This window comes from Bacillus sp. FSL W8-0640 (genome assembly GCF_038007725.1).
GTDB lineage: Bacteria > Bacillota > Bacilli > Bacillales > Bacillaceae_G > Bacillus_A > Bacillus_A cereus.
Genome location: NZ_JBBOXT010000001.1, coordinates 3,896,335 through 3,918,845 on the forward strand (window position 1 = coordinate 3,896,335; position 22,511 = coordinate 3,918,845).

Consider the following 22,511-nt stretch of genomic DNA (forward strand, 5'->3'; position numbering starts at 1 on the left):
TATAATAATGAAAAATTGAAAGGAGATTCAATATGAAACCTTCACAACCACAATCTCAATTACAAAACCAACATTCTATTAATCGACTAGCTCAATCTATTTTCGTTGTGAATCGTCATGCTAAAGCAGCTACTAATCCTAAATATTTATACTGGTTAAAAAAGACAGCTTTAGAACGTTTGATTGCTGAAAAAAAAGCAATTAAAGAAGGATTACATTTTTCTAGAAACCCACGTTTTAGCCAACAACAATCTGATGTCCTTATACGTTTAGGCGATTATTTTTTCCACATCCCTCCTACGAAAGAAGATTTTCGAATTCTACCGCATCTTGGTCATCTTGAATCCTCCTATCGAAATCCGAAAACAACCTTATCTTTAACAGTGGCAAAAAAAACAATTCAAGATTATATTGGTCCTGAAGCATTAAAACAAGAAAAAAAATTAAGTGAACCTGTTCCATGGTATAGTCGTACTTATACAAAAAAATAAAACAGTTTGGCCAAGTGTAGGCCAAACTGTTTTATTTTTTCTCTTCTTTAATTTTAATATTTGCTTGTTTATAAAAAGCTACTTTTTCTGTATTATAAGACTTTGTGAATTCATTAAATTTATCTTTTTCTGACTCAATATCCTTATAAGATTGATTTACTACTTTTACTTTTTCACTAATATCTTTTAATTTAGTACCTTTATCTTGTAACATTGTATATAACTCTTTTTCTTGTTTTAAAGATTTGTCATAGCTGTCATACATTTTATTAAATGAATCGTGTCGTTTCTCATACGTGCTTTTCACTTTATCAGCTTGATCTTTCAATTTCTTATCTTCAATTTTCTTCACATACTTATCAGCTGACTTCACTTCTTCTTGCGCTTTATTTAAAACTTCTTTTTCTTTTGCAAGCACTTTTTCTCGTTCAGTTGTATTTTTCACTGCTTGATTCAGTTTTTCTTTAACAGTTTGATTATTATCTTTTCCTTCTTGAACAATCTGGTTATATAATTCTTGTCCTTCTTTCTCTAAAGTCTCAAGTTTTTTTGCATCTTCAAACATTGTTTTTTCTTGTTTAGCAGCGTTTTCAAACGCTACATATAATTCTTCTTCTGGTTTCGGACCGAAACAACCGGCTAATAAAATCATTGATAATGCAGTTACAATTGCTAATTTACTATATTTCAACATCTCTTCCTCCTACTTATAAACGACCATCGTGTAATATAAAAAAGTTATAAAATATGTAATTGTTCTATACACTCGCATCTTTTTTACGAAGATCATTAATATTGTTTGTACAAATTATTACTTGATATTACATTATTCTTTTTGAATTATTTAGCAATTCCATATCCATCTTTAAGTATACTACTTCGTGTTTTTTAAGGCCTGTTCACACTATGTATTACTTTAATGTCCACGGAATTTCACCTCAGTCTTAATAAGACTATAATAGTTCACCTGATAAAAGGTGATCGCTCCGCTCTCACGTCTATCATTCCCTTTCCAGCTTTCTACCAATTAATCTCTTTGTTCATTTTACACAGTACAATCGATATCTCGCAACAACTTACAAATATTCTTTTCATTTCCTAAAAAGGAAAAGTGTAGAGCTTGCTTTCCTCTACACTTTTAAAATAAAACACACTGTGCAAATTGCATTGACACTACCATCATAATTATATGCTTATTTCATATATTTTTAAAGACTTTTATTACAAACGTGGCGTTTTTTTGTAATAAAAGTCAAAAAAATGTTACAAATAAAACATCTTCCTATCATATATCTTCAAATCAAAGCTTCACTCATTTTCTTGCAAATTTCTATACTGGTACAATTGATTTTGCGACTTTCTCAACAGTTCTTCAAACGTTTTTCCTTCTACTGGATAGCTAGCTGCTCCAAATAAAAGAGTGACACTGAGTAAATCACCTTCTATTTCACTTTCAATATTTTTCATTAATCGTTTTGTTATTGTTGATGTTTCATGACCATTATCAATTGCTACAATAACGTACTTATTTTCATCCCACTTTGTAACAACATCGCCCTTCCGAATTGTCTTTACAATGGTACTCTCTAATTTTTGTACTAACACTCCCAACTTTTTTTCTTGCAACGTGTCTTTTAATCCTTCCCATTCTTTTACAGAAAGAATGTACACTGTAATATTACGAGAATCTCTTTCAGATAAAGCAGCTACTTTCCCAAAAAAATCAACAACAAAATCATTGCTTGCCATTCCTCCTACTTCCATACCCATACGCTCGTTCGCTCTTTTATCGTACCAATGTCCAAAATAATAACTTAGTATCATTTGCAATATATAAATAATAAAGACGGTATAAAATGATCGTGAATCCAGTTTTGCAATTACATCCTGAAGTGCAATCCATTCTGTAACTGCCACAGTATTGCCAAGCAATAATCCACTAATTTTCCCTTTATGTTTCATACTTTTCCCCCTTTTATACCAATATATGTTTCTATATCAATAATGTTTTTCTACAAAATAAAAAATGTACATATGCAATGTACATTTCTGCTTAAGCTTGTATACCTTTTCTACTCTATTTCATATATATAATATATAACTTTTATAGAAAGGAGTAATCTATATGCTACAAAAAGAGAATCTATCAGATGCTATGCGTTTACTAGCTGGTTTTCTATTATCATTAAAATTATTATTTACCTCTTTCGGGATACACTTTATTACAAACGATCAAATCGACGCTATTGTTAATGTTGTTTCATTTTTATTTATTCTATACTTTGGCTACAAAAATAACTATGTAGGAAAAAAAGGAATGGAGCAAAAGAAAATACTCAAAAAACACAACCTTCACTAAAAAAGGAACCTTTTGTACAGGTTCCTTTTTATCATTGACGCACAACAACTTCATTTGTTTGCAGTGGGCCATATGATATCTCTTTATCTTGAAATGTATATGTAGCCTGAAAGAATGTTTGTTTAAGAGCTTTATCTTTATTAGCTTTTATTTTACAACGTAGTTCCACCTTCTCATTCGGTAACAAATCATCAATTCGCCATCTAACAAGCTGGAATAAAAACTCACTTATCCCCTTATCAACTTTTAAAGAATTAGGAATATAAGCAAAGTAATCTCGAATCATATGACTTACAACAACTCTCGAAATCATTTCTACCCCTTTATTTTCCACTTCAATTCGCATAATAAGTATGTCGTTTACATCGTAGGTCAATTCATACGAAAACTGTTCTGTATACATACTACCAATTTGTAATGTAACGGCTACTTGAGGAAATTCGTTTTCCTTTTTCGATCCGTCAATCCACAATACTGGTTGTAGCGGTATTGAATATTTTCCTGTATCCGAAATTCGTCCCCATATTTTCATAATATATATTCACCTCATTTCAGATGTAACATACACACAATGAATTCCCCAAATTACTAAAGCTTGCTACAAGCAATGTTTAATATTTCTCTTCCTTTTATCCTATTCGACAATATGAAGAAAAAACCATTTTTCATCTATTAACAGAAGGTGTTCTTTATGAAATTTTTTTACAATTTACTTCATTCCCTTCATAGCAATATTCAGTATGGCTCACTCGTTCTCTACTCATACGAAAGAATATTTTGACGTAAGAAAAAGTTTGCCTTATAGTCAAATTTGACTATAATATTCTTTATGGCATATCAGTGCACTTATGGAAAAGAAATTAAAATCAACTATACATTAAAATTTTTTATCCACTGCACTCAAAACTTAATATAGTTTACTTATTTCTAAAGGAGGGTTATATTTGGAAACTCAACCATTAAAAAAAGAAGCCAACAAGACAAAATTTGTTGTTGCTGGTTTACTGCTTGGTATATTAATGGCCGCAATGGATAATACAATCGTTGCAACCGCAATGGCAACAATCGTTGGAGACCTAGGAGGATTTGATAAGTTTGTTTGGGTCACATCAGCTTATATGGTAGCAACAATGGCAGGGATGCCTATCTTCGGGAAACTTTCTGATATGTACGGACGGAAACGTTTTTATATTGGTGGCCTCATTCTTTTCTTATTCGGTTCTGCGCTCTGCGGAACAGCTTCAAGTATTGAGCAATTAAGTATTTATAGAGCTATTCAAGGTATCGGTGGTGGTGCCCTTATGCCTATCGCCTTCACAATTATGTACGATATCTTCCCACCAGAAAAACGCGGAAAGATGACAGGACTATTCGGTGCTGTTTTCGGGACATCTAGTGTATTCGGTCCTTTATTAGGTGCTTATATTACAGACTATATAAGTTGGCATTGGGTCTTCTATATTAATATTCCATTAGGACTTATCTCCTTTTTCTTCATTACTAAATACTACAGTGAGTCTCTAGAATTTAGAAAACAAAAAATTGATTGGGCTGGTGCTATTACACTTGTCATAAGTATCGTTTGCTTAATGTTCGCATTAGAACTTGGTGGTAAAGAATATGCCTGGAATTCTACTGTAATTATTGGCTTATTTACAACAGTAGTTATTACGCTTATTATTTTCTTCTTTGTAGAACGAAAAGCAACCGAGCCTATTATTTCGTTCCATCTATTTAAAAAACCTTTATTCGCAGCTAGTCAAGGAGTTGCCTTTTTCTATGGTGCCGCTTTTATTATCTGTACAGTTTATATTCCAATCTTCATTCAAGGCGTTCTTGGAGGTTCCGCCTCTAATGCTGGATTAATTTTAACACCAATGATGGTTGGTTCTGTAATTGGAAGTCAAACCGGAGGACAATTAGCGTCTCGAACAAGCTATCGTAACATTATGATGGTATCTGGTTTCTTCTTCGTTCTTGGTATTTATTTATTAAGTACTTTAACAATGGACACACCTCGTTTACTCGTAACACTATTTATGATTCTCGCTGGGCTTGGTGTTGGTTTCTCATTCTCAGTATTAAGTATGTCTTCTATTCACAAGTTGGAAATGCGGGACCGTGGTTCGGCGACATCAACAAACTCATTCTTCCGATCACTCGGTATGACTCTTGGTGTAACGATTTTCGGTACAATTCAAAATCATATTTTTACAGATAAACTAAACTCTGTATTTCCCCCTGAACTAGCAAAATTAGCTCCAAAAGGCGGAGACACAAGTTTCTTATTATCACCAGGCGCTACCGCAAAAATTCCTGCTGAAATATTAGCGGGTATTAAAGAAGCTCTCGCTACATCTATTGCGAATACATTCTTCTGGGCACTCATCCCGGCTGTACTAAGTATTATTTGTATTTTACTTATGGGAAATGAACGCCTCTTTACAGGCCCTAAAAAGAAAGAAAAACAAAAGCAAGTTAGTTAATATAAAAAAGAAGCGGCATATTCCTTTATGAAAAAGGATATGCCGTTTATAATATGTATAAAGTGAAACTTTAATCAGTGGGGGGGTGTTCATCCCCCACTGATTATTAGCCCTCACCAATCGGGCTTTTACGGGCAGTTAATCCCCACCTAACTTCTTTGCTTCCGCTGAATTTTTGGGTGGGGATCTTACTGGATAAAGTTTTTATATACAGGAGTTGAGACAGCATGAGCATGAAATTAGTCATTCTCGGCTTGCTACTCGAAGGAGATAAACATCCATATGAAGTGCAGCATATTATGAAAGAACGACAAATGGATTGTTACATTAAATATGCTAAAGGATCACTTTATTACGCCTTCGAGCAATTAGAAAAGCAAGGCGCAATTCATATTACAAATGTAATTAGAGACACAAATCGACCTGACAAAACGATTTTTCATATAACAGAAGAAGGCAAAAAACTATTCCACACTTTACTATTAAAACAATTCGAAGCCAAAAACCAAATATATAAACCTATTTATTCGGCCTTATCTTTCGCTCACTTTAGCAATGATCATGAATTAGTTCCTATTTTAGAAAAAAAGAAAAACGATACTCTTCAATATTTACATACTATGCAAACGATATATGATTGTAATAAAGGAAAGGTTCCACGTGCACAACTATATATTTTGCAAAGTGTAATTGAGCATATTACAGTTGAATTACAATGGCTAAACACCCTCCTTAAAGATGCTATAGCAGGCCGACTTTCAGAAGTTGCTATAGATGAAAATTGAGCTATGAAAGAAGGCATCCCTACTTCTTTCATAGCTCAATTTCTCTTTTTATACTGTAATATTATTAGTTAATCCAGGATGAAAAGTCATAATAATAAGAAATAAAAACTTTTGAATTTTCTTATTTCAAAACAGTAGACAAAATTCCAAAAATTGTGTTAGAATTTGTTTCAATATCATATGGCTTGTTAAATTCCTTTCAAAAGGAAAATAGGTACACGAAAGTTTCGTTTCGTGTTTAAAAGGGAAGCTTGGTGAAACTCCAACACGGTCCCGCCACTGTAAATGCTGAGATTTCTTTTTGGTGCCACTGTGAAAACGGGAAGGTGAAAGAAATTATATGAAGCATAAGTCAGGAGACCTGCCTGTTTTAACAACACTGATAGATTCACGGATGATGATGAGGTGTTAAAACAAAAAGGAAGGCTTATTTTCTATGTCTTTGTACTTTTTGTTATAGGTATTTCCTAGTAAACGGAAATGCTTACTTTCAATTAGGGAGGAATTTAAAATGGCAATTCAAACAAGTAACTTAGGTTATCCACGTATCGGACTACAACGAGAGTGGAAAAAAACATTGGAAGCTTTTTGGTCCAATAAAATCGATGAAGAACAATTTTTAACAACAATGAAAGAAATTCGCCTTCAACACGTAAAAGTACAGCAAGAAAAAGGGATTGAACTCATTCCAATTGGCGACTTTACATATTATGATCACGTTTTGGATACTGCCTATATGCTAGGATTTATTCCATCACGTTTTTCTGAGTTTACATCTTACCTTGATGTATATTTCGCAATGGCGCGTGGCTCTAAAGATCACGTAGCTTCCGAAATGACAAAATGGTTTAACACAAACTATCACTATATCGTTCCTGAATATGAAGAGGGATTACAAATCTCTTTAAAAGATAATCGCCCACTTCGCTTATACGAAGAGGCAAAACAAGAATTAGGAGTAGATGGAAAGCCTGTTATTTTAGGACCATATACTTTCTTAAAATTAGCTAAAGGCTATACACAAGAACAATTTCCTAACATTTTAAAACAGTTAGTTGCACCTTACGTACAACTGCTTTCAGAACTACATGCAGCTGGGGCACAAGCCATTCAAGTTGATGAACCGATTTTCGCTTCTTTAACTAAAAAAGAAGTTCAACAAGCAAAAGAAATTTATGAAGCTATTCGTAAAGAAGTTCCAAATGCGACTCTTCTTTTACAAACATATTTTGATAGCGTAGAAGAAAACTATGAAGAAATTATTACATTCCCGGTATCCGGTATTGGATTAGATTTCATTCATGGTAAAGAAGGTAATCTAAATGCTATTTCAAAATATGGATTCCCAGCTGATAAAACTTTAGCTGTCGGTTGTATAGATGGCCGTAACATTTGGAGAGCTGACCTTGATGAAGTTCTTGAGTTATTTACAACGTTACAAAAACAAGTCCAAACGAAAGATATCATCGTTCAGCCTTCTTGTAGCTTATTGCATACACCAATCGATAAAACAGAAGAAACTCACTTATCGACTGAGCTGTTTGATGCGTTAGCATTTGCAAATCAAAAATTAGAAGAGTTAGTTCTTATTCATTCCGCTCTCACTCAAGGTACAGAAAGCATTAGTAATGAGCTGGAAACATATCGAAACGTACATCATACAATTCGTTCATCTGCTGCACGTAACCGAGAAGATGTCAAAGCAGCACGAACAGCACTAAAAGAAGAAGATTTTTCACGTCCTCTTCCATTTGAAAAACGATACGAATTACAACAAGTTGCTCTAGAGTTACCGCTATTACCAACAACGACTATTGGTAGCTTCCCGCAAACAACTGAAGTTCGTCAAACGCGAAAAGAATGGCGTAACGGTGTTATTTCAAATGACCAATATGAACAATTTATTGAAAAAGAGACAGAAAAATGGATTCGTTACCAAGAAGAAATTGGGCTTGATGTACTTGTACATGGTGAATTTGAAAGAACTGACATGGTCGAATATTTTGGTGAGCGCCTTGCTGGTTTCTCATTCACTAAAAACGGTTGGGTACAATCATACGGTTCCCGCTGCGTAAAACCACCTGTTATTTATGGTGATGTAGCCTTTATTAACGGCATGACTATTAAGGAAACAGTTTATGCACAAAGCTTAACAGAGAAAGTTGTAAAAGGAATGTTAACCGGACCTGTTACAATTTTAAATTGGTCCTTCGTTCGAAATGATATTCCAAGAAAAGAAGTTTCGTATCAAATTGCACTAGCTCTTCGTCACGAAATTGAACTACTTGAATCTTCTGGAATTAGAGTAATCCAAGTCGATGAGCCCGCACTTCGTGAAGGAATGCCACTAAAAGAAAAAGATTGGGATGCTTATATTACATGGGCAGTACAATCCTTCCTTTTAGCAACTTCTTCTGTAGCAAATGAAACACAAATTCATACTCATATGTGTTACAGTAACTTCGAAGATATTGTTGACGCGATTCGCGCATTAGATGCAGATGTAATTTCTATCGAAACATCAAGAAGTCACGGAGAATTTATTGATACATTAAAACATACAACATATGAAAAAGGCATTGGCCTAGGTGTATATGATATTCATAGCCCACGTGTACCGAGTAAAGATGAAATGTATAAAATCGTAGAACAATCTTTAGAAGTATGTGATCCTAAATATTTCTGGATTAATCCCGATTGTGGTTTAAAAACGAGAAGAACAGAAGAAGTTATTCCAGCTTTAGAACATATGGTGCAAGCAGCGAAAGATGCTCGTTCCCTTTTAAAAACAAACGCATAACAAAAATGGGTTATCCTTTTCTCAGGATAACCCATTTTTTATTCTTTACTTTCAAAAAAGAATTCATATTGTATTTTATATAATTCATCATCCGTTGGCTCTTCAAGAGGAATTGCTTGTAATACAACTGTATACTCACCATTTGGAATAGGTATTTGAAATTTATTAGAAAGAATACTCGTTATAACGATACTTTCATTTTCAACTGTAAAAGGAACCGTAATCGTTCTAACTACTTCTTCTTTTTCAATATGTTTCCCTGGGGTCACTTTCACTTCACAAGTATAATCAGAAAGTGCTTCAAAAATAACAGTTCCATCTGCCTTAGCATAACCTCTTTCAAAATCTTCATCAGTCCAATCTACATAAGGCTGCTCACCGTCATAGTTCATCAACATTAATTGCGAATAAGAAATCGTTAACTCCATAGTTCCCCTTCTCCTTCATTATGAAATATACAACTACTACTTCACTTCAAATTTTACTCGCGTACCATCTGGGTATTTATCTAACTTATTCCCTACCCAAGAGCCTGCTCCACGGTTATCCGCCGGACTTATATATTCAATATGTGCTCCTTTTCCGCCTTCCTTGCACATCGCCATTGGCCATTCATCACGATCATACCCTTTTTTTGATGGATATGGTGCTAACGACAATTTCCTTCTATCTGCAGCACCACCACGATCGATTGTACAAACTTCTGAATGCCCTTCTTTTATAGCATCCGTAATATGTTTTCCTGTCTCTGGATAACGTTCTTTCGGAAATTCTAACACTTGATCATACGTATTCGTTTTCTTTACACTTGTTTCCTCTGGCACAAGTACTTCATAAACTGCTACTAAAATAGACAGAATTGCGATAATTGAAATGATAATACCTTTTAATTGCTTCATGTATACCTCCATGTTTCTACCAGTTTCTTTTCCTCCGTTATTATAACAAACTTCTCCTGTATATGTTTTCAGACATTATTTTAGTTATTCCTTGCCATTCCGCCAAAAATTTTCATTTTTTCACTAATGCTGTAGAAAACTAATAGCCTTCCGACATTCTTTTTCAAAGGAAGTCCTCATAAAAGATTGAAATGATATATACGATACTTTTTGGGGAGGAAATATGATGGAAGCTACCTATAAAACGAAAGATGTCACGAATAAAACAGGCATCCCAAAACATATAGTTCGCAAATATAGTCAGCTGTTAGAGGAACATGGTTATATGATTTCCAAAACAGCTGATGCTCGTATTTATAAACTTGATGATTTAAAACTATTGAAATCTATACACGAAAGAGCTGCTACATTACAAGAAGATATTTCAGAAACGATACCGATTATTTTAAAAGAAAAAGAGGCCCCACCTGTACCAGTTATACAAGATAAGCAAGAGATACAAACGAAAGAAAAAGAAGATGGGCGTAACTTTGAGGAGTTCATGTTAAAACTTGAAATGCTAGCTCAATTAAATGAAGCAATTATTCATCAAAATTCTACTCTAATTACACAAAATCGTTTAAAGGATGAGAAACTAGACGAATTGATGCAACAAGTTTATGTAAAAGAAGGCTCTCAAGAAAAAATGCTTCAAGAGTTAGTCGATCACGCCGCTCAAACAGATGCACTGCAAAAAGAAAAGATGGACTTATTAATGAATCATATGTATAAACGAGAATCCAAACAGGAAGAAAAAATGAATAAACTTGTTAGTCAAATTTATAACAAAGACAGTAACCGTGATGCACAGCTTATGCAAGTTATTCGAGAAATTCAAGAAACAAAAAGAATGGTTGCTGCCTCAAAAGAGCAAAGCTTCTTTCAATCATTTAAAAGTTTATTTAGCCGAGCAAAACAAGAAAAAACAAATGAATAAACAATATAAATTAAAAAGTTACCTTTCATCGGTAACTTTTATTCCTTATTTTGTACAGCTGGTAATATAATAATTGCTTCAGTGCCTTTTCCACTTTCACTCTTATATTCCAATGTACCATTATGCGCTTGTAAAATACTAAATGTTACCATAAGTCCTAATCCTGTCCCTTTTTCTTTTAAAGAATAATATGGTTGCCCAAGCCTTGCTAACTGTTCTTTCGTCATACCAACACCACTATCTTTAACTCTTATTATGATTGTTTCATCTTTTTGAATAGCTGTTACTTTTAAATATCCTTTATTTCCTTGAATTGCTTCAATACCATTTTTAACAACATTCATAATAGCTTGCTTCAATTTTGTCTTATCACCAATCGTATAAAGGCTTTCTGAAATTTCAACTTGTAAATATACACCTTGCATCGCTGCAAATGACGACATAAGAGTGGTCATTTCTATTAATTGGGCTGATAAACAAATGTGTTCTTTTTTCTCAATTTGCGGCCTTGCTAAATTTAAGTAATCTGAAATAATTTGTTCCGCCCGATCCAATTCAGCTAATACAAGACGCATATAATCCTTATTCTTCACATCTTCCGTACTTTCTAGCAATTGGATAAATCCACGAACAACAGTTAGTGGATTTCGAACTTCATGTGCCACACTTGCTGCTAACTCACTTACAATATTAAGCTTTTCTGATTTTTGCATCTCTGTACGTAGCAATGCATTTTCATTTAAATATTCAGTTAAATACACCTGAAATACCATTGTCATGACCATGATAAGCGAGGCAAATATAAATCCGCTATATATTTGCGAAATATACGGTGTAAATCCTGTTTCCAAAAGAACATTAATCATGCCTAATACTAAAGAAACAAGCACATAAAATGATGAAATCATAAATGCTAAAATTAATTTCTTATCCCTTGAAAAAAGAGACCATTTCTTTGATAAAAATAGCGGAACTATCAATAGAAATATTACTTCTAAAACTGGAAGAAAGCTCATTCCCTTTAGTAACCATTCATATGCAACAAAAATAACCGCTGGGATTAAACCAACAATCCCACCATATAAAAAACCACTGACAATTGGAATGGGGTGAAAGTTATACCCACACACATTGCCAAAACAAATAGAGTATGTCATGGAGAGAACGAGCGTAACGCTAGATAAAAACATAATAAAGTAACGATTTGGCTTCGGAGGCATTTCTTGATAGCGATTTAAACGAATCGCTTCATATAAAAATAGTGGCAAAATTATGATGGCAATTTGAATCAATAAATCACGGATAAGCTCCATAACCTCTCATCCCCTATATGTATTTTGATATGATTATATCATTTTATAGGTGTATTTGTTTTAAAATTTTGATTTTTCTTAACATATTTGTTAATTCTTTGTTAACAACTCATAATAATTGTTACAGATTTTCGAAATGATTGTAAACCCTGTACCAAATTTCCTTCGTGCAGTATACAATGAATACGGATTACAAAGAAAATATAAAAATACTTTTTTAGACGGACAATTATAGCAAAATACAGCATATAATCCATACTATCTATGTTTACAAATAAGTGATCATTACTTTAGTAGGAGGAAGATAAATATGGCGGGTACTACGCTTGTTTTAAAAGAAGAAAATTTGGTTGTTCTAGAAAATGTTGAAAAATCAGTATATGAAGAGTTACAGCATAAAGCGGGAGATGAAAACTGCACATGTGCTGTAAACGAATCAGTCGTTCACCTTGGCAAGGTATCCTCTGTACTCTGGAATGAAGATGAAATAGATTGGGAATACGGATATTAAAAAGTCGCTTATAGCGGCTTTTTTTCTCTTTTCTCTCTCTTTCTAAATAACATATACAAAGCGTAATCATAGAAAATATGATAAAATGAACTTAATTTTCAAACGGAAGAAAGGGAGATACAATGGAACAATTCATTAACCCTAGAGTGAAGGACATCCAAATTTCTGGAATCCGTCAGTTCTCTAACATGATTCAAAACTATGATAATTTGATTTCTTTAACAATTGGACAACCCGATTTCCCTACACCTTCTCTCGTGAAAGAAGCGGCTAAACGGGCTATTACAGAAAACTATACAAGCTATACACATAACGCTGGTTTACTAGAATTACGTAAGGCAGCTTGTAACTTCGTAAAAGATAACTACGATTTACATTATTCACCTGAAAACGAAACCATCGTTACAATCGGTGCTAGCGAAGCAATTGATGTTGCATTCCGAACGATTTTAGAGCCAGGAACAGAAGTAATTTTACCTGCTCCTATTTATCCAGGCTACGAACCTATTATTCGATTATGCGGTGCAACGCCTATTTTTGTAGATGTTCGTGAAACTGGATTTCGTTTAACAGCTGAAGCGCTTAAAAATGCTATTACAGAAAAAACAAGATGTATCGTACTACCGTATCCTTCTAACCCAACCGGTGTAACTTTATCAACAGAAGAGCTAAAAGATATTGTAGATGTTTTAAAAGATAAAAATATTTTCGTCCTTTCAGATGAAATTTATAGCGAGCTTGTATATGAACAAAAGCATACATCTATCGCTCATTTCCCAGAAATGCGTGAAAAAACAATTGTCATTAACGGTTTATCTAAATCACATTCTATGACTGGCTGGCGTGTTGGACTTTTATTTGCACCAAGTTATTTAGCAGGACACATATTAAAAGTTCATCAATACAATGTAACGTGTGCTACTTCAATCGCTCAATACGCTGCAATTGAAGCATTAACAGCAGCTAAAGACGCACCAAAAATGATGCGCCACCAATATAAAAAACGCCGTGATTACGTATATAATAGACTCACTCAAATGGGATTAACAGTTGAAAAGCCAACAGGTGCATTTTACTTATTCCCATATGTTGGTCATTTGACATCTTCATCATTTGATTTTGCACTTGATCTTGTCAAAGAAGCGGGACTAGCTGTAGTTCCTGGAACAGCATTCTCTGAATACGGTGAAGGCTACCTTCGCTTGTCCTATGCGTATAGTATCGAAACTTTAAAAGAAGGCTGCGACCGATTAGAAGCCTTTCTAATGAAAAAAGCTAAGAGTTAAACTCTTAGCTTTTTTATGCATAATGATCACAAGTTTGACGTTTTAGTAATTTATGAGGAATAATGATACACTTTGCAGTGGATTCTGCATTCTCTACTTTATCAACTAAAGCTTTTGCTGCCTCATATCCTAGCTGATAAATATTCACATCAACTGTCGAAAGTGGAGGGCTCGCAATTTCTGATAATAAAGCATTATTAAAGCTTACAATAGAAACATCTTTCGGTACAACGAATCCTTTTTTAGAAAGAGCACTTAACACACCAAGTCCAATTAAGTCATCCGTTGCCATAATTGCCGTTGGCGGTTGCTGCAGTCCCATTAATTCCTCAACAGCTTGTTGACCACTTTCCCTCGAAAAATCAAAATGTAAAATATATTCTTTTGGTAATACAATGTCTGCTAATTTCAAGGCATCACTCATACCAGCTAAACGATCTCTCGTTACAAGTAAATCTGATCCACCACCAATGAACGCGATTTGCTTATGCCCTAATGAAATTAAATATTCTGCCACTTCTCTTGCAGCTGTATAATTGTCATTATCTACATATGTAATTTCATCTTTTCGATCATATGGTTTTCCTATTAAAACAAACGGGAAATTTTGTTCATGTAAATATTGAATAATCCGATCATTCTCCCTTGAATATAAAAGAATAATGCCACCAATTTGGCGTCCCTGTACCATCTTTACGACACCATTAAAAATTTCTTCTTCCGTTTCACCTGTCGACATGTAAAGCGCATAACCTTCTACGTGTGCAAATGAACTAATCCCTCTTATAACTTCTGGGAAAAATGGATTTTGAAAAGCTTTACTTGCAGAACTTGGCATAACAAGACCAAGTGTTTTCGTCGTTTGGTTCGCAAGATTTCTCGCATTTAAATTGGGATGATACCCTAATTCACTCATCACTTTCCTAACACGGCGCTTTGTCTTTTCACTTATACTTGGATTATCAGCAATTACACGAGAAACTGTTGATGGTGCAACATTCGCTTGCTTCGCCACATCTTTAATTGTAACTGTCATAAAAATCCCCCTCCTCTCATTTCTCTGCCATTTTTCATATATTTTATCTCGCACTCATTGCAAGTCATAAACTTTCATTTCTTATATCTTGCAAAACTAATCCTATTCTCCCTCTTCATGTATTGTAAGGGATATAGCTATTTTTTCCTATACTATAATATACTATTTATTTCACTTCTTTTCACATGTGATGTCAAATCTCTTTTCATCTCCCTATAAACTTATTTATAGGGAGATGAAAAGAAAAATGGGACGTAATGTCCCATTTTTCATCCTTTTGTACCTCCAGCTGTTAAACCAGAAATAAAGTATTTTTGTAGTGATAGGAATAAAATTGAAATTGGGATCGCAATTAACACAGAACCCGCTGCAAACGTTGTAAATTCATTACCGAATTTCTTCGCAACCATTTCATATAATCCAACTGCTAAAGTATAATTTTCTGGTGTTCGCAAAATAATACTCGCTAAAATGAAATCTGTAAATGGACCAATGAAAGTAAATAACGCTACAACCGCTACGATTGGCTTTGCAAGTGGCATAATGATTTGCCAAAAAATACGAAAATGTCCTGCTCCATCCATTCGAGCTGATTCATCCAGTTCTTTCGGAATCGTATCAAAATACCCTTTCATAAGCCATGTATTCATCGGAATAGCCCCGCCTACATAAATTAAAATTAATGCAAGGTGTGTATCAATTAATCCTGTTAATTGAGCTAATACGTATAAAGCAATTAACGCTGCAAAGTTTGGAATCATTTGCAGAATTAAAAATGTTAATAAACCATTTTTTCTTCCAACAAAACGATATCTCGAAAATGCATAAGCGGTAAAACTAATTGCTAACACTGAGAAAATCATCGTTAAAACACTTACTTTTAATGTGTTTTTATACCATAGTAAGTAATTACTATTCTCTAGATCTAATAACTTACGATAATGATCTAACGTTGCATTTTGTGGAATAATACTTGATCCAGATAAACTATCACCTGGATTAAACGATGAGCCAATAATCCATAATAACGGATAGAAAATGATGGCACACATTACGAAAATAACTAAATAACTTAATGAGAGACGTAACATCTTCTGTCTTTTAATATTCATTTACATCATATCCTCTTCTTGGAATGATTTTGTTCTCTTAAATTGCCATAACGCAACTGTAATAACAATTAACGATAATATCATTGTAAGAGCTGCTGCTTTTCCGTACTGCGCTGAAGTCATCGTTAACTTATAAATCCATGAAATTAAAATATCCGTTCCACCTGCGTCTTGTCCAGCTACAGCAGGACCTCCACCATTAAATAGATAGATGATACTAAAGTTATTAAAGTTAAACGTATATTGCGTAATTAATATTGGTGCTGTTGCATATAACACAAGTGGCAATGTAATTTTACGAAACTGTTGCCAAGCTGTCGCTCCATCTACTGTAGCCGCTTCATATAATTCTCCCGGAATCGATTGCAGTATACCTGTTGTCATCGCAAAGATAAACGGGAACCCAAGCCACGTTTGAATCATAATTAAAGCAATCTTCGCCCAAAATGGATCTGTCATCCAAGCAATCTTTTCAATTCCGAATAAAGCTAATACTTGATTGTTAATCGCTCCGAATGTTTCATTAAACATACCAGAGAAAACAAGAATAGATACGAATGCTGGAACCGCCCACGGTAAAATGAAGATTGTTCGAATAATCGCCTTTCCTTTAATACCAGGCTGATTTACGATAATCGCTAAGAAAATACCAAGTGCAACTTGTAATGTTGTTGCAACGAATGTCCAAATGACAGTCCAAGAGAATACACTTACAAATGTCTCTCTCCACATCGGTAAAGTGAAAATATCAATAAAGTTTTTAAAGCCCACCCAATCTACTAATTTAGCTGGAGGAGAATGATATAAATCATAGTTTGTAAATCCAATTAAAATTACGAAGATGATTGGAAATACGACCACAAAGATAAGTAGTAGAAAACCTGGTGAAACCATTAAATAAGGAAAACCTTGATCTAACAAATTACGATATTGCTCTTTTACAGAATTTAACGGTGTTCCGCTATCACGTTTCTTTCCATTTTGGTATGCATCATATAAGTTAAATGCATATATGCCTAGCCCAAAAGCGATAACGATAAGGGCCAAGATTCCTTCTACTAATAGAAAGACAGAATGGTCACGTGGAACTTCTGTACCAAGCGTTACAATACCCCATAATCCCATATTTAATAAATCAGCAAAGGCTACAATAAAAGAACCTGTTAATACTAGAAAAATAAGACCTTTTACAAATTGTTTATTATACATTTGGCCCACGCCTGGAATGATTGATAACATGGTTGCCATTTTCCTATGCTTTGAATGGTTTAACCCATTTGCTGGTTCCATAGATGTTTGCATGTTCCTTCCCCCTTTTTTCTTCCTACATGGAAGGGAGAGAATTCGTGCCTCTCATATTAGAGGCACGAATTTCACCTTATTTTTTCTTGTTATGATTTGCCTCAATATTACCTTTAATTTGTTTCACTGCACTATCAAGCGCCGCTTTTGGTGCCTCTTTATCTGTAACAACTAATTGAAGCGCATCTCCAGCTGGTTTCCAAACTTCTTGCATTTCTGGAATGTTTGGCATTGGAATTCCATTTTCAGATTGCGTTGCAACTGCTTTTGCAGCTTCGTTATCTTTAATAATTGGATCTTCCATTACTGATTTTACTGGAGGAATTTCTTTTGTTTTCTCAAATCGAATTTTTGCGTTTTCTTCATTTGTTACCCACTCAGTGAATTTTGTAGCTAAATCATTTTGTTTAGAGAAACTTGTTACATGCCATCCTTTAACCCCAACAAACGTTTTCATTGGTTGACCATTTGGTAATTTCGGCATTGGAGCAACGCCATAATCAATCCCGTTCTTTTCCATTGCTTGGAACGCCCATGGGCCATTCATGATAGAAGCTGCTTTTCCTTCATTGAATAGTCCATCAGCAGCAGGCCCACCTGATTCACCGATAATACCTTTTGGGAATAATTTTTCCTTGTACCATTTTTGAAGATATTCAGCACCTTGTACTGCTCCACTATTATTTAATCCAACATCACTTGCATTTGGCTTTCCATCTTTTTCACCAAATACATAACCGCCCATACCTGCCATGAATGCATTAGCAAAGTAGAAGTTATCTCCTAATGCTAAAAATCCGTACTTGCCATCTTTCGTAAATTCTTTTGAGAAGTTAAACAGCTCGTCCATCGTTTCTGGCGCTTTTGGCATTAGTTTTTTATTGTAAATAAAGACTGGTGTCTCAATTGCTTTTGGTAAACCATATAATTTTCCATTATATGTCTGTGCTTCTATTGATGAATTAGTAAATTTACTCTTTACAGCATCATCTGCTTTCACTTCAGAAAGTAAACCTTCTGTTACTGCATTTCCGATTTGATCGTGTGGCAATGTTACAACATCTGGTCCAGTCCCCGCTGGCCCATCAAGGCGTAACTTCTTCACTTGATCTGTCATTTGCATTTCAACAACTTTTACTTTTACTTTATATTTTTCCTCAAAGCTTTTCACTGCTGGTTCTAAACCAACACCTTTTTTATCATCTTCCCAAACAAGAAGATCATAGTCTTTTTTCGCTTTACTTTCCTCTTTTTCCCCTGAATCTTTCGGTCCACATGCAGATAACATACCAATAGATAATGCTGAAACCGTTAATAATGATAATGCTTTCTTCATCCCAAAAACCTCCCTAAATTGTCTATGTACCTCAGTAACTGAAAACGTTTGCATTTAATAGTTTAATTGAAGCGCAAACAATATCTCAATCTATGAAAACGTTTGCGCTATTTGTCTATCATTATACATTCTTTTATTCATTTTGCAAATATTAATTTAAAAATTATGTCATTATACTCTTTATACATTGACTTTATATAAAATGAATACTACTCTTATAAGCAATATTAAAGCTACGAGAAAGGCAATCGTTTGCAATACAGGCTTTATTATTACACTTAAGGGAATACTATGTATAGAGATATTGAAGGGGGATTTTCTATATGTTTAAAGAAGCCATTTATCATAGGCCGAAAGATAATTATGCATACGCTTATGATGAACAAACAATTCACATCCGAGTACGTACTAAGAGAGATGATATTCAAAGCGCCGATCTTATTTACGGTGATCCTTACGAATGGAAAGACGGGAAATGGATATCAGCAAGTACACCCATGAAAAAAACGGGTTCTACTGCATTATTTGATTATTGGTCCATTGCAATTGAACCAAAATTTAAGCGCTTACGTTATGGGTTTGAATTAAAATCTGAAACAGACACTCTTATTTATGCAGAGCGAGGATTCTTTTCTAGCATTCCAAATGATGATGTTGGTAACTTTTTCTGTTTTCCATTTATTCATGCAGATGATGTATTCAAAGCACCATCTTGGATTAAAGACACCATTTGGTATCAGATTTTCCCTGAGCGATTCGCTAATGGCGATAGTACGCTGAATCCAGAAAACACCCTTCCTTGGGGAAGTGCGAATCCAACTCCAACTAATTTTTTCGGCGGAGATTTTTCTGGTGTTATTCAAAACCTTGATTACCTTGTTAAGCTTGGCATTTCCGGAATATATTTCACACCTATTTTCAAAGCTCATTCAAACCATAAATATGACACAATTGACTATATGGAAATTGACCCACAATTTGGGACGAAAGAAACTTTTAAAGAGCTCGTTGAAGAATGTCATAAGCACGGTATAAAAGTAATGCTCGATGCTGTGTTTAATCATAGTGGATACTTTTTCGAGAAATTTCAAGACGTACTAGAGAATGGTGAGAAGTCCGCATATAAAGAGTGGTTCCACATTCATGAATTTCCGATTATAACCGAACCACTTCCAAATTATGATACTTTCGCCTTTACACCGTATATGCCTAAATTAAATACAGCTCATCCAGATGTAAAAGAATACTTACTTGAAGTAGGACGTTATTGGGTACGAGAATTCAATATAGATGGCTGGCGCCTTGATGTCGCCAATGAAGTCGATCACAACTTTTGGAGAGAATTCCGAACTGAAATAAAGACACTAAATCCTGAAGTATATATTTTGGGAGAAATTTGGCACGATGCCCTTCCGTGGCTACAAGGCGATCAATTTGATGCTGTCATGAGCTATCCTGTTACAAATGCTCTACTTTCTTACTTTGCTAACGATTCCATTAAAGCAAGTGAATTCATGAAGCAAATTACAGAATCTCTACATTCCTACTCTATGAATGTAAATGAAGCAGCATTTCATTTATTAGACAGCCATGATACTCCAAGAATTTTAACAACATGCAACGGAGATAAAAATAAGTTGAAATTGCTCTATGTATTCCATCTTTCTTTCATCGGCTCTCCTTGTATTTATTACGGGGATGAAATTGGTATGGATGGCGGCATGGACCCTGATTGCCGTAAATGTATGATTTGGGATACTAAAGAACAAGATCATGCATTATTTACCCATATACAAACATTGATTTTATTACGTAAACAACATAAAGCATTTGGAGGACATGGTACTTTTCAATTCATCGAAGCAAATGATGAACATAATTATATTTCTTATACGAAAACATATGAGGATGAAACTATCTTTTTCGTTTTAAACCCTACTAATAGTGAAGTTACAGTTTCACTCCCTCTTCATGTTACTGGTAAGAAAATAATTAACATTTATACAAACGAAGAATTTTCAGCGGAAGCAAGTGTATTACAAGTTACACTTCCTCCATATGGATTCTCCATATTAAAATGGTAATCCAAAAAAGCCTTATGCCAAGTTCGAAATGGCATAAGGCTTTTTCTTATTTCAATTTGAACACTATCGCTTCATACGGACGTAATGGAATGTTATCTATTGATCCGATTTCTACATCGTAATTGTGTATAAATAACTCTGATTCACTATAACTAATATCCTTAGGCATTTCAAATACACTTTCATCCGCAGTAAAGTTTGCAATGACAAGTAGTTTTTCATCTCCATATGTTCTTACATAAGCAAAAATAGAAGGGTCATTATCTAATATTAAATCATATGATCCATACACAACTATTTCATTATTTTTGCGTAGTTCAATTAATTTCTTATAGTAATAAAAAATTGAACCTTCATCTTGGATTGCTTGTTTCACATTAATCTCTTTATAGTTAGGATTTACAGTAATCCAAGGTTCACCTTTTGTAAATCCAGCGTGATTCTGATCATTCCACTGCATCGGAGTTCTAGCATTATCACGACCCTTTATATAAATAGATTCCATTACTTTTTCTATATCTTCACCATGGTCTATCACTTTTTCTTTATACATATTTAACGTTTCGATATCTCGATATTCATCAATTGATTGGAATCGAACGTTCGTCATTCCAATTTCCTCTCCTTGATAAATATATGGCGTTCCTTTCATCATATGAAGAACTGTCGCTAACATTTTTGCTGATTCAATGCGATACATTCCATCATTACCAAAACGAGATACAACGCGAGGCTGATCATGATTATTCCAATAAAGGCTATTCCATCCGGTATGCTCTAATGCTTTTTGCCACTTTGTTAAATTCTCTTTTAAAGTAAGAAGTGAGCATGGTTTTACATCCCACTTTCCACCTTCTCCTGAATCTAAATCCATATGTTCAAATTGGAATACCATTTGCAACTCTTTTCGTTCTTCTCCAGTATACAATTTCGCTTCTTCTGTCGTTACACCAGGCATTTCACCAACCGTCATAATATCATAATGCGATAATACTTCCTCATTCATTTCATGTAAATATTTATGAATGTTTGGACCGTTCATAAAATGCTTATGACCTGAAACATACCCCTCTTCTTCTGTTTCAACAGCTGGTAATCCCTCTTCTTTAGAAATAAAATTAATAACATCCATACGGAAGCCATCAATTCCTTTTTCTAACCAAAACTTCATCATTTCATAAACATCTTGTCTTACCTTTTCATTATCCCAATTTAAATCTGGCTGTTTTTTAGAAAACAGATGTAAATAATATTCATCCGTCATTTCATCATACTGCCATGCAGATCCACTAAAAGCAGCTCCCCAGTTGTTCGGTTCTTTCCCTTCTTTTCCAGGGCGCCATATATAGTAATCTCTATATTTATTATCTTTTGATTTACGTGATTCAATAAACCAATTATGTTCATCCGAAGTATGATTAACAACTAAGTCCATCATAAGTTTCATATTACGTTCATGCATTTCATGTAATAGCTCATCCCAATCTTCCATTGTTCCGAACTCGTTCATAATTTTACAATAATCGCTTATATCATAACCATTATCATCATTTGGAGATTCATAGACTGGTGATAACCAAATCACATCAATCCCTAACTCTTTTAAGTAATCTAGCTTTGAAATAATCCCTTGAAGATCTCCTATACCATCACCATTACTATCCATAAAGCTACGAGGATAAATTTGATATACTACACTTTCTTTCCACCATTGTTTTTCCATTATGCTACCCCA

Annotated in this window: 20 protein-coding genes and 1 riboswitch; of the genes, 9 read left to right on the forward strand and 11 right to left on the reverse strand. The window is 34.2% G+C overall.

What is annotated here, in order from left to right; translation table 11 throughout:
- Positions 1 to 32 precede the first annotated feature (32 nt).
- Positions 33 to 491 (forward strand): YkyB family protein, encoded by a 459-nt coding sequence (locus N2V80_RS19980; RefSeq protein ID WP_000804862.1) that lies wholly within the window; start codon positions 33 to 35, stop codon positions 489 to 491.
- Positions 492 to 522: 31 nt separating this feature from the next.
- Here the strand turns inward: N2V80_RS19980 and N2V80_RS19985 are convergent, their stop codons facing one another.
- Together N2V80_RS19985 and N2V80_RS19990 are read right to left on the reverse strand one after the other, a co-directional pair.
- Positions 523 to 1,185, reverse strand: coding sequence for a YkyA family protein (locus tag N2V80_RS19985; protein ID WP_000922482.1), 663 nt, complete (start codon positions 1,183 to 1,185; stop codon positions 523 to 525).
- Between the two features lie 614 nt (positions 1,186 to 1,799).
- Positions 1,800 to 2,453 (reverse strand): diguanylate cyclase domain-containing protein, encoded by a 654-nt coding sequence (locus tag N2V80_RS19990; RefSeq protein WP_000680811.1) that lies wholly within the window; start codon positions 2,451 to 2,453, stop codon positions 1,800 to 1,802.
- A 163-nt stretch (positions 2,454 to 2,616) separates the two neighbouring features.
- Between N2V80_RS19990 and N2V80_RS19995 the strand changes: the two genes are divergently transcribed.
- On the forward strand, positions 2,617 to 2,850 hold the full coding sequence (locus N2V80_RS19995; protein WP_000939448.1) for an SPP1 phage holin family protein: 234 nt from the start codon (positions 2,617 to 2,619) through the stop codon (positions 2,848 to 2,850).
- A 31-nt stretch (positions 2,851 to 2,881) separates the two neighbouring features.
- Here N2V80_RS19995 and N2V80_RS20000 read toward each other — a convergent pair whose 3' ends face one another.
- Complete coding sequence (locus N2V80_RS20000; RefSeq protein ID WP_000708120.1) at positions 2,882 to 3,382, reverse strand: hypothetical protein; 501 nt, start codon at positions 3,380 to 3,382, stop codon at positions 2,882 to 2,884.
- A 412-nt stretch (positions 3,383 to 3,794) separates the two neighbouring features.
- On the opposite strand from N2V80_RS20000, the gene N2V80_RS20005 reads away from it, so the two are divergent.
- From N2V80_RS20005 to metE, 3 genes are all read left to right on the forward strand, one after another.
- On the forward strand, positions 3,795 to 5,336 hold the full coding sequence (locus tag N2V80_RS20005) for an MDR family MFS transporter (protein WP_000449909.1): 1,542 nt from the start codon (positions 3,795 to 3,797) through the stop codon (positions 5,334 to 5,336).
- A gap of 227 nt (positions 5,337 to 5,563) precedes the next feature.
- The gene (locus N2V80_RS20010) at positions 5,564 to 6,121 is read left to right on the forward strand and encodes a PadR family transcriptional regulator (RefSeq protein WP_000062063.1); all 558 of its coding nucleotides are present in this window, start codon (positions 5,564 to 5,566) and stop codon (positions 6,119 to 6,121) included.
- A gap of 195 nt (positions 6,122 to 6,316) precedes the next feature.
- Positions 6,317 to 6,504, forward strand: a riboswitch (cobalamin riboswitch).
- Positions 6,505 to 6,632: 128 nt separating this feature from the next.
- Complete coding sequence (metE, locus tag N2V80_RS20015) at positions 6,633 to 8,921, forward strand: 5-methyltetrahydropteroyltriglutamate--homocysteine S-methyltransferase (protein ID WP_001007604.1); 2,289 nt, start codon at positions 6,633 to 6,635, stop codon at positions 8,919 to 8,921.
- Positions 8,922 to 8,959: 38 nt separating this feature from the next.
- Here metE and comJ read toward each other — a convergent pair whose 3' ends face one another.
- A complete protein-coding gene (gene comJ / locus N2V80_RS20020) occupies positions 8,960 to 9,349 on the reverse strand; it encodes a competence protein ComJ (RefSeq protein WP_000424030.1) in 390 nt (129 codons plus the stop codon).
- A gap of 36 nt (positions 9,350 to 9,385) precedes the next feature.
- Positions 9,386 to 9,820, reverse strand: a complete 435-nt coding sequence (gene nucA, locus N2V80_RS20025; RefSeq protein ID WP_000811494.1) for a DNA-entry nuclease — start codon at positions 9,818 to 9,820, stop codon at positions 9,386 to 9,388.
- Between the two features lie 226 nt (positions 9,821 to 10,046).
- Between nucA and N2V80_RS20030 the strand changes: the two genes are divergently transcribed.
- Positions 10,047 to 10,796 carry a DUF3967 domain-containing protein gene (locus N2V80_RS20030; protein WP_000388471.1) on the forward strand — a complete coding sequence of 250 codons (750 nt, stop codon included), beginning with the start codon at positions 10,047 to 10,049 and terminating at the stop codon, positions 10,794 to 10,796.
- A gap of 38 nt (positions 10,797 to 10,834) precedes the next feature.
- Here the strand turns inward: N2V80_RS20030 and kinB are convergent, their stop codons facing one another.
- Positions 10,835 to 12,109, reverse strand: coding sequence for a sporulation sensor histidine kinase KinB (gene kinB / locus N2V80_RS20035; RefSeq protein ID WP_000420369.1), 1,275 nt, complete (start codon positions 12,107 to 12,109; stop codon positions 10,835 to 10,837).
- Positions 12,110 to 12,419: 310 nt separating this feature from the next.
- Here kinB and N2V80_RS20040 point away from each other — a divergent pair, with 310 nt between their 5' ends.
- Both N2V80_RS20040 and N2V80_RS20045 read left to right on the forward strand, forming a co-directional pair.
- Positions 12,420 to 12,620, forward strand: a complete 201-nt coding sequence (locus tag N2V80_RS20040) for a hypothetical protein (RefSeq protein WP_000929277.1) — start codon at positions 12,420 to 12,422, stop codon at positions 12,618 to 12,620.
- A 122-nt stretch (positions 12,621 to 12,742) separates the two neighbouring features.
- Entirely contained in the window at positions 12,743 to 13,906 is a 1,164-nt protein-coding gene (locus N2V80_RS20045; RefSeq protein ID WP_000434578.1) for an aminotransferase A, read from the forward strand.
- A gap of 13 nt (positions 13,907 to 13,919) precedes the next feature.
- On the opposite strand, the gene malR is transcribed toward N2V80_RS20045, so the two are convergent.
- The 4 genes from malR to N2V80_RS20065 all read right to left on the reverse strand — a co-directional run bounded on the left by malR (position 13,920) and on the right by N2V80_RS20065 (position 18,692).
- Positions 13,920 to 14,942, reverse strand: coding sequence for a maltose operon transcriptional repressor MalR (malR, locus tag N2V80_RS20050; RefSeq protein ID WP_000219053.1), 1,023 nt, complete (start codon positions 14,940 to 14,942; stop codon positions 13,920 to 13,922).
- Positions 14,943 to 15,211: 269 nt separating this feature from the next.
- The gene (malD, locus tag N2V80_RS20055; protein WP_001022608.1) at positions 15,212 to 16,054 is read right to left on the reverse strand and encodes a maltosaccharide ABC transporter permease MalD; all 843 of its coding nucleotides are present in this window, start codon (positions 16,052 to 16,054) and stop codon (positions 15,212 to 15,214) included.
- The gene (gene malC / locus N2V80_RS20060; protein ID WP_001194996.1) at positions 16,055 to 17,356 is read right to left on the reverse strand and encodes a maltosaccharide ABC transporter permease MalC; all 1,302 of its coding nucleotides are present in this window, start codon (positions 17,354 to 17,356) and stop codon (positions 16,055 to 16,057) included.
- A gap of 76 nt (positions 17,357 to 17,432) precedes the next feature.
- Positions 17,433 to 18,692, reverse strand: a complete 1,260-nt coding sequence (locus N2V80_RS20065; protein WP_030027746.1) for an extracellular solute-binding protein — start codon at positions 18,690 to 18,692, stop codon at positions 17,433 to 17,435.
- Between the two features lie 323 nt (positions 18,693 to 19,015).
- Here N2V80_RS20065 and N2V80_RS20070 point away from each other — a divergent pair, with 323 nt between their 5' ends.
- Complete coding sequence (locus N2V80_RS20070; RefSeq protein ID WP_000471776.1) at positions 19,016 to 20,776, forward strand: alpha-glycosidase; 1,761 nt, start codon at positions 19,016 to 19,018, stop codon at positions 20,774 to 20,776.
- Positions 20,777 to 20,822: 46 nt separating this feature from the next.
- Here the strand turns inward: N2V80_RS20070 and malL are convergent, their stop codons facing one another.
- A complete protein-coding gene (gene malL, locus N2V80_RS20075; RefSeq protein WP_000415178.1) occupies positions 20,823 to 22,499 on the reverse strand; it encodes an oligo-1,6-glucosidase in 1,677 nt (558 codons plus the stop codon).
- Positions 22,500 to 22,511: the final 12 nt, after the last annotated feature.

Coding starts and splice junctions, on each gene's coding strand:
- N2V80_RS19980 (WP_000804862.1), top strand. CDS start 33: ATGAAACCTTCACAACCACAATCTCAATTACAAAACCAACATTCTATT.
- N2V80_RS19985 (WP_000922482.1), bottom strand. CDS start 1,185: ATGTTGAAATATAGTAAATTAGCAATTGTAACTGCATTATCAATGATT.
- N2V80_RS19990 (WP_000680811.1), bottom strand. CDS start 2,453: ATGAAACATAAAGGGAAAATTAGTGGATTATTGCTTGGCAATACTGTG.
- N2V80_RS19995 (WP_000939448.1), top strand. CDS start 2,617: ATGCTACAAAAAGAGAATCTATCAGATGCTATGCGTTTACTAGCTGGT.
- N2V80_RS20000 (WP_000708120.1), bottom strand. CDS start 3,382: ATGAAAATATGGGGACGAATTTCGGATACAGGAAAATATTCAATACCG.
- N2V80_RS20010 (WP_000062063.1), top strand. CDS start 5,564: ATGAGCATGAAATTAGTCATTCTCGGCTTGCTACTCGAAGGAGATAAA.
- metE (WP_001007604.1), top strand. CDS start 6,633: ATGGCAATTCAAACAAGTAACTTAGGTTATCCACGTATCGGACTACAA.
- comJ (WP_000424030.1), bottom strand. CDS start 9,349: ATGGAGTTAACGATTTCTTATTCGCAATTAATGTTGATGAACTATGAC.
- nucA (WP_000811494.1), bottom strand. CDS start 9,820: ATGAAGCAATTAAAAGGTATTATCATTTCAATTATCGCAATTCTGTCT.
- N2V80_RS20030 (WP_000388471.1), top strand. CDS start 10,047: ATGGAAGCTACCTATAAAACGAAAGATGTCACGAATAAAACAGGCATC.
- kinB (WP_000420369.1), bottom strand. CDS start 12,109: ATGGAGCTTATCCGTGATTTATTGATTCAAATTGCCATCATAATTTTG.
- N2V80_RS20040 (WP_000929277.1), top strand. CDS start 12,420: ATGGCGGGTACTACGCTTGTTTTAAAAGAAGAAAATTTGGTTGTTCTA.
- N2V80_RS20045 (WP_000434578.1), top strand. CDS start 12,743: ATGGAACAATTCATTAACCCTAGAGTGAAGGACATCCAAATTTCTGGA.
- malR (WP_000219053.1), bottom strand. CDS start 14,942: ATGACAGTTACAATTAAAGATGTGGCGAAGCAAGCGAATGTTGCACCA.
- malD (WP_001022608.1), bottom strand. CDS start 16,054: ATGAATATTAAAAGACAGAAGATGTTACGTCTCTCATTAAGTTATTTA.
- malC (WP_001194996.1), bottom strand. CDS start 17,356: ATGCAAACATCTATGGAACCAGCAAATGGGTTAAACCATTCAAAGCAT.
- N2V80_RS20065 (WP_030027746.1), bottom strand. CDS start 18,692: ATGAAGAAAGCATTATCATTATTAACGGTTTCAGCATTATCTATTGGT.
- N2V80_RS20070 (WP_000471776.1), top strand. CDS start 19,016: ATGTTTAAAGAAGCCATTTATCATAGGCCGAAAGATAATTATGCATAC.
- malL (WP_000415178.1), bottom strand. CDS start 22,499: ATGGAAAAACAATGGTGGAAAGAAAGTGTAGTATATCAAATTTATCCT.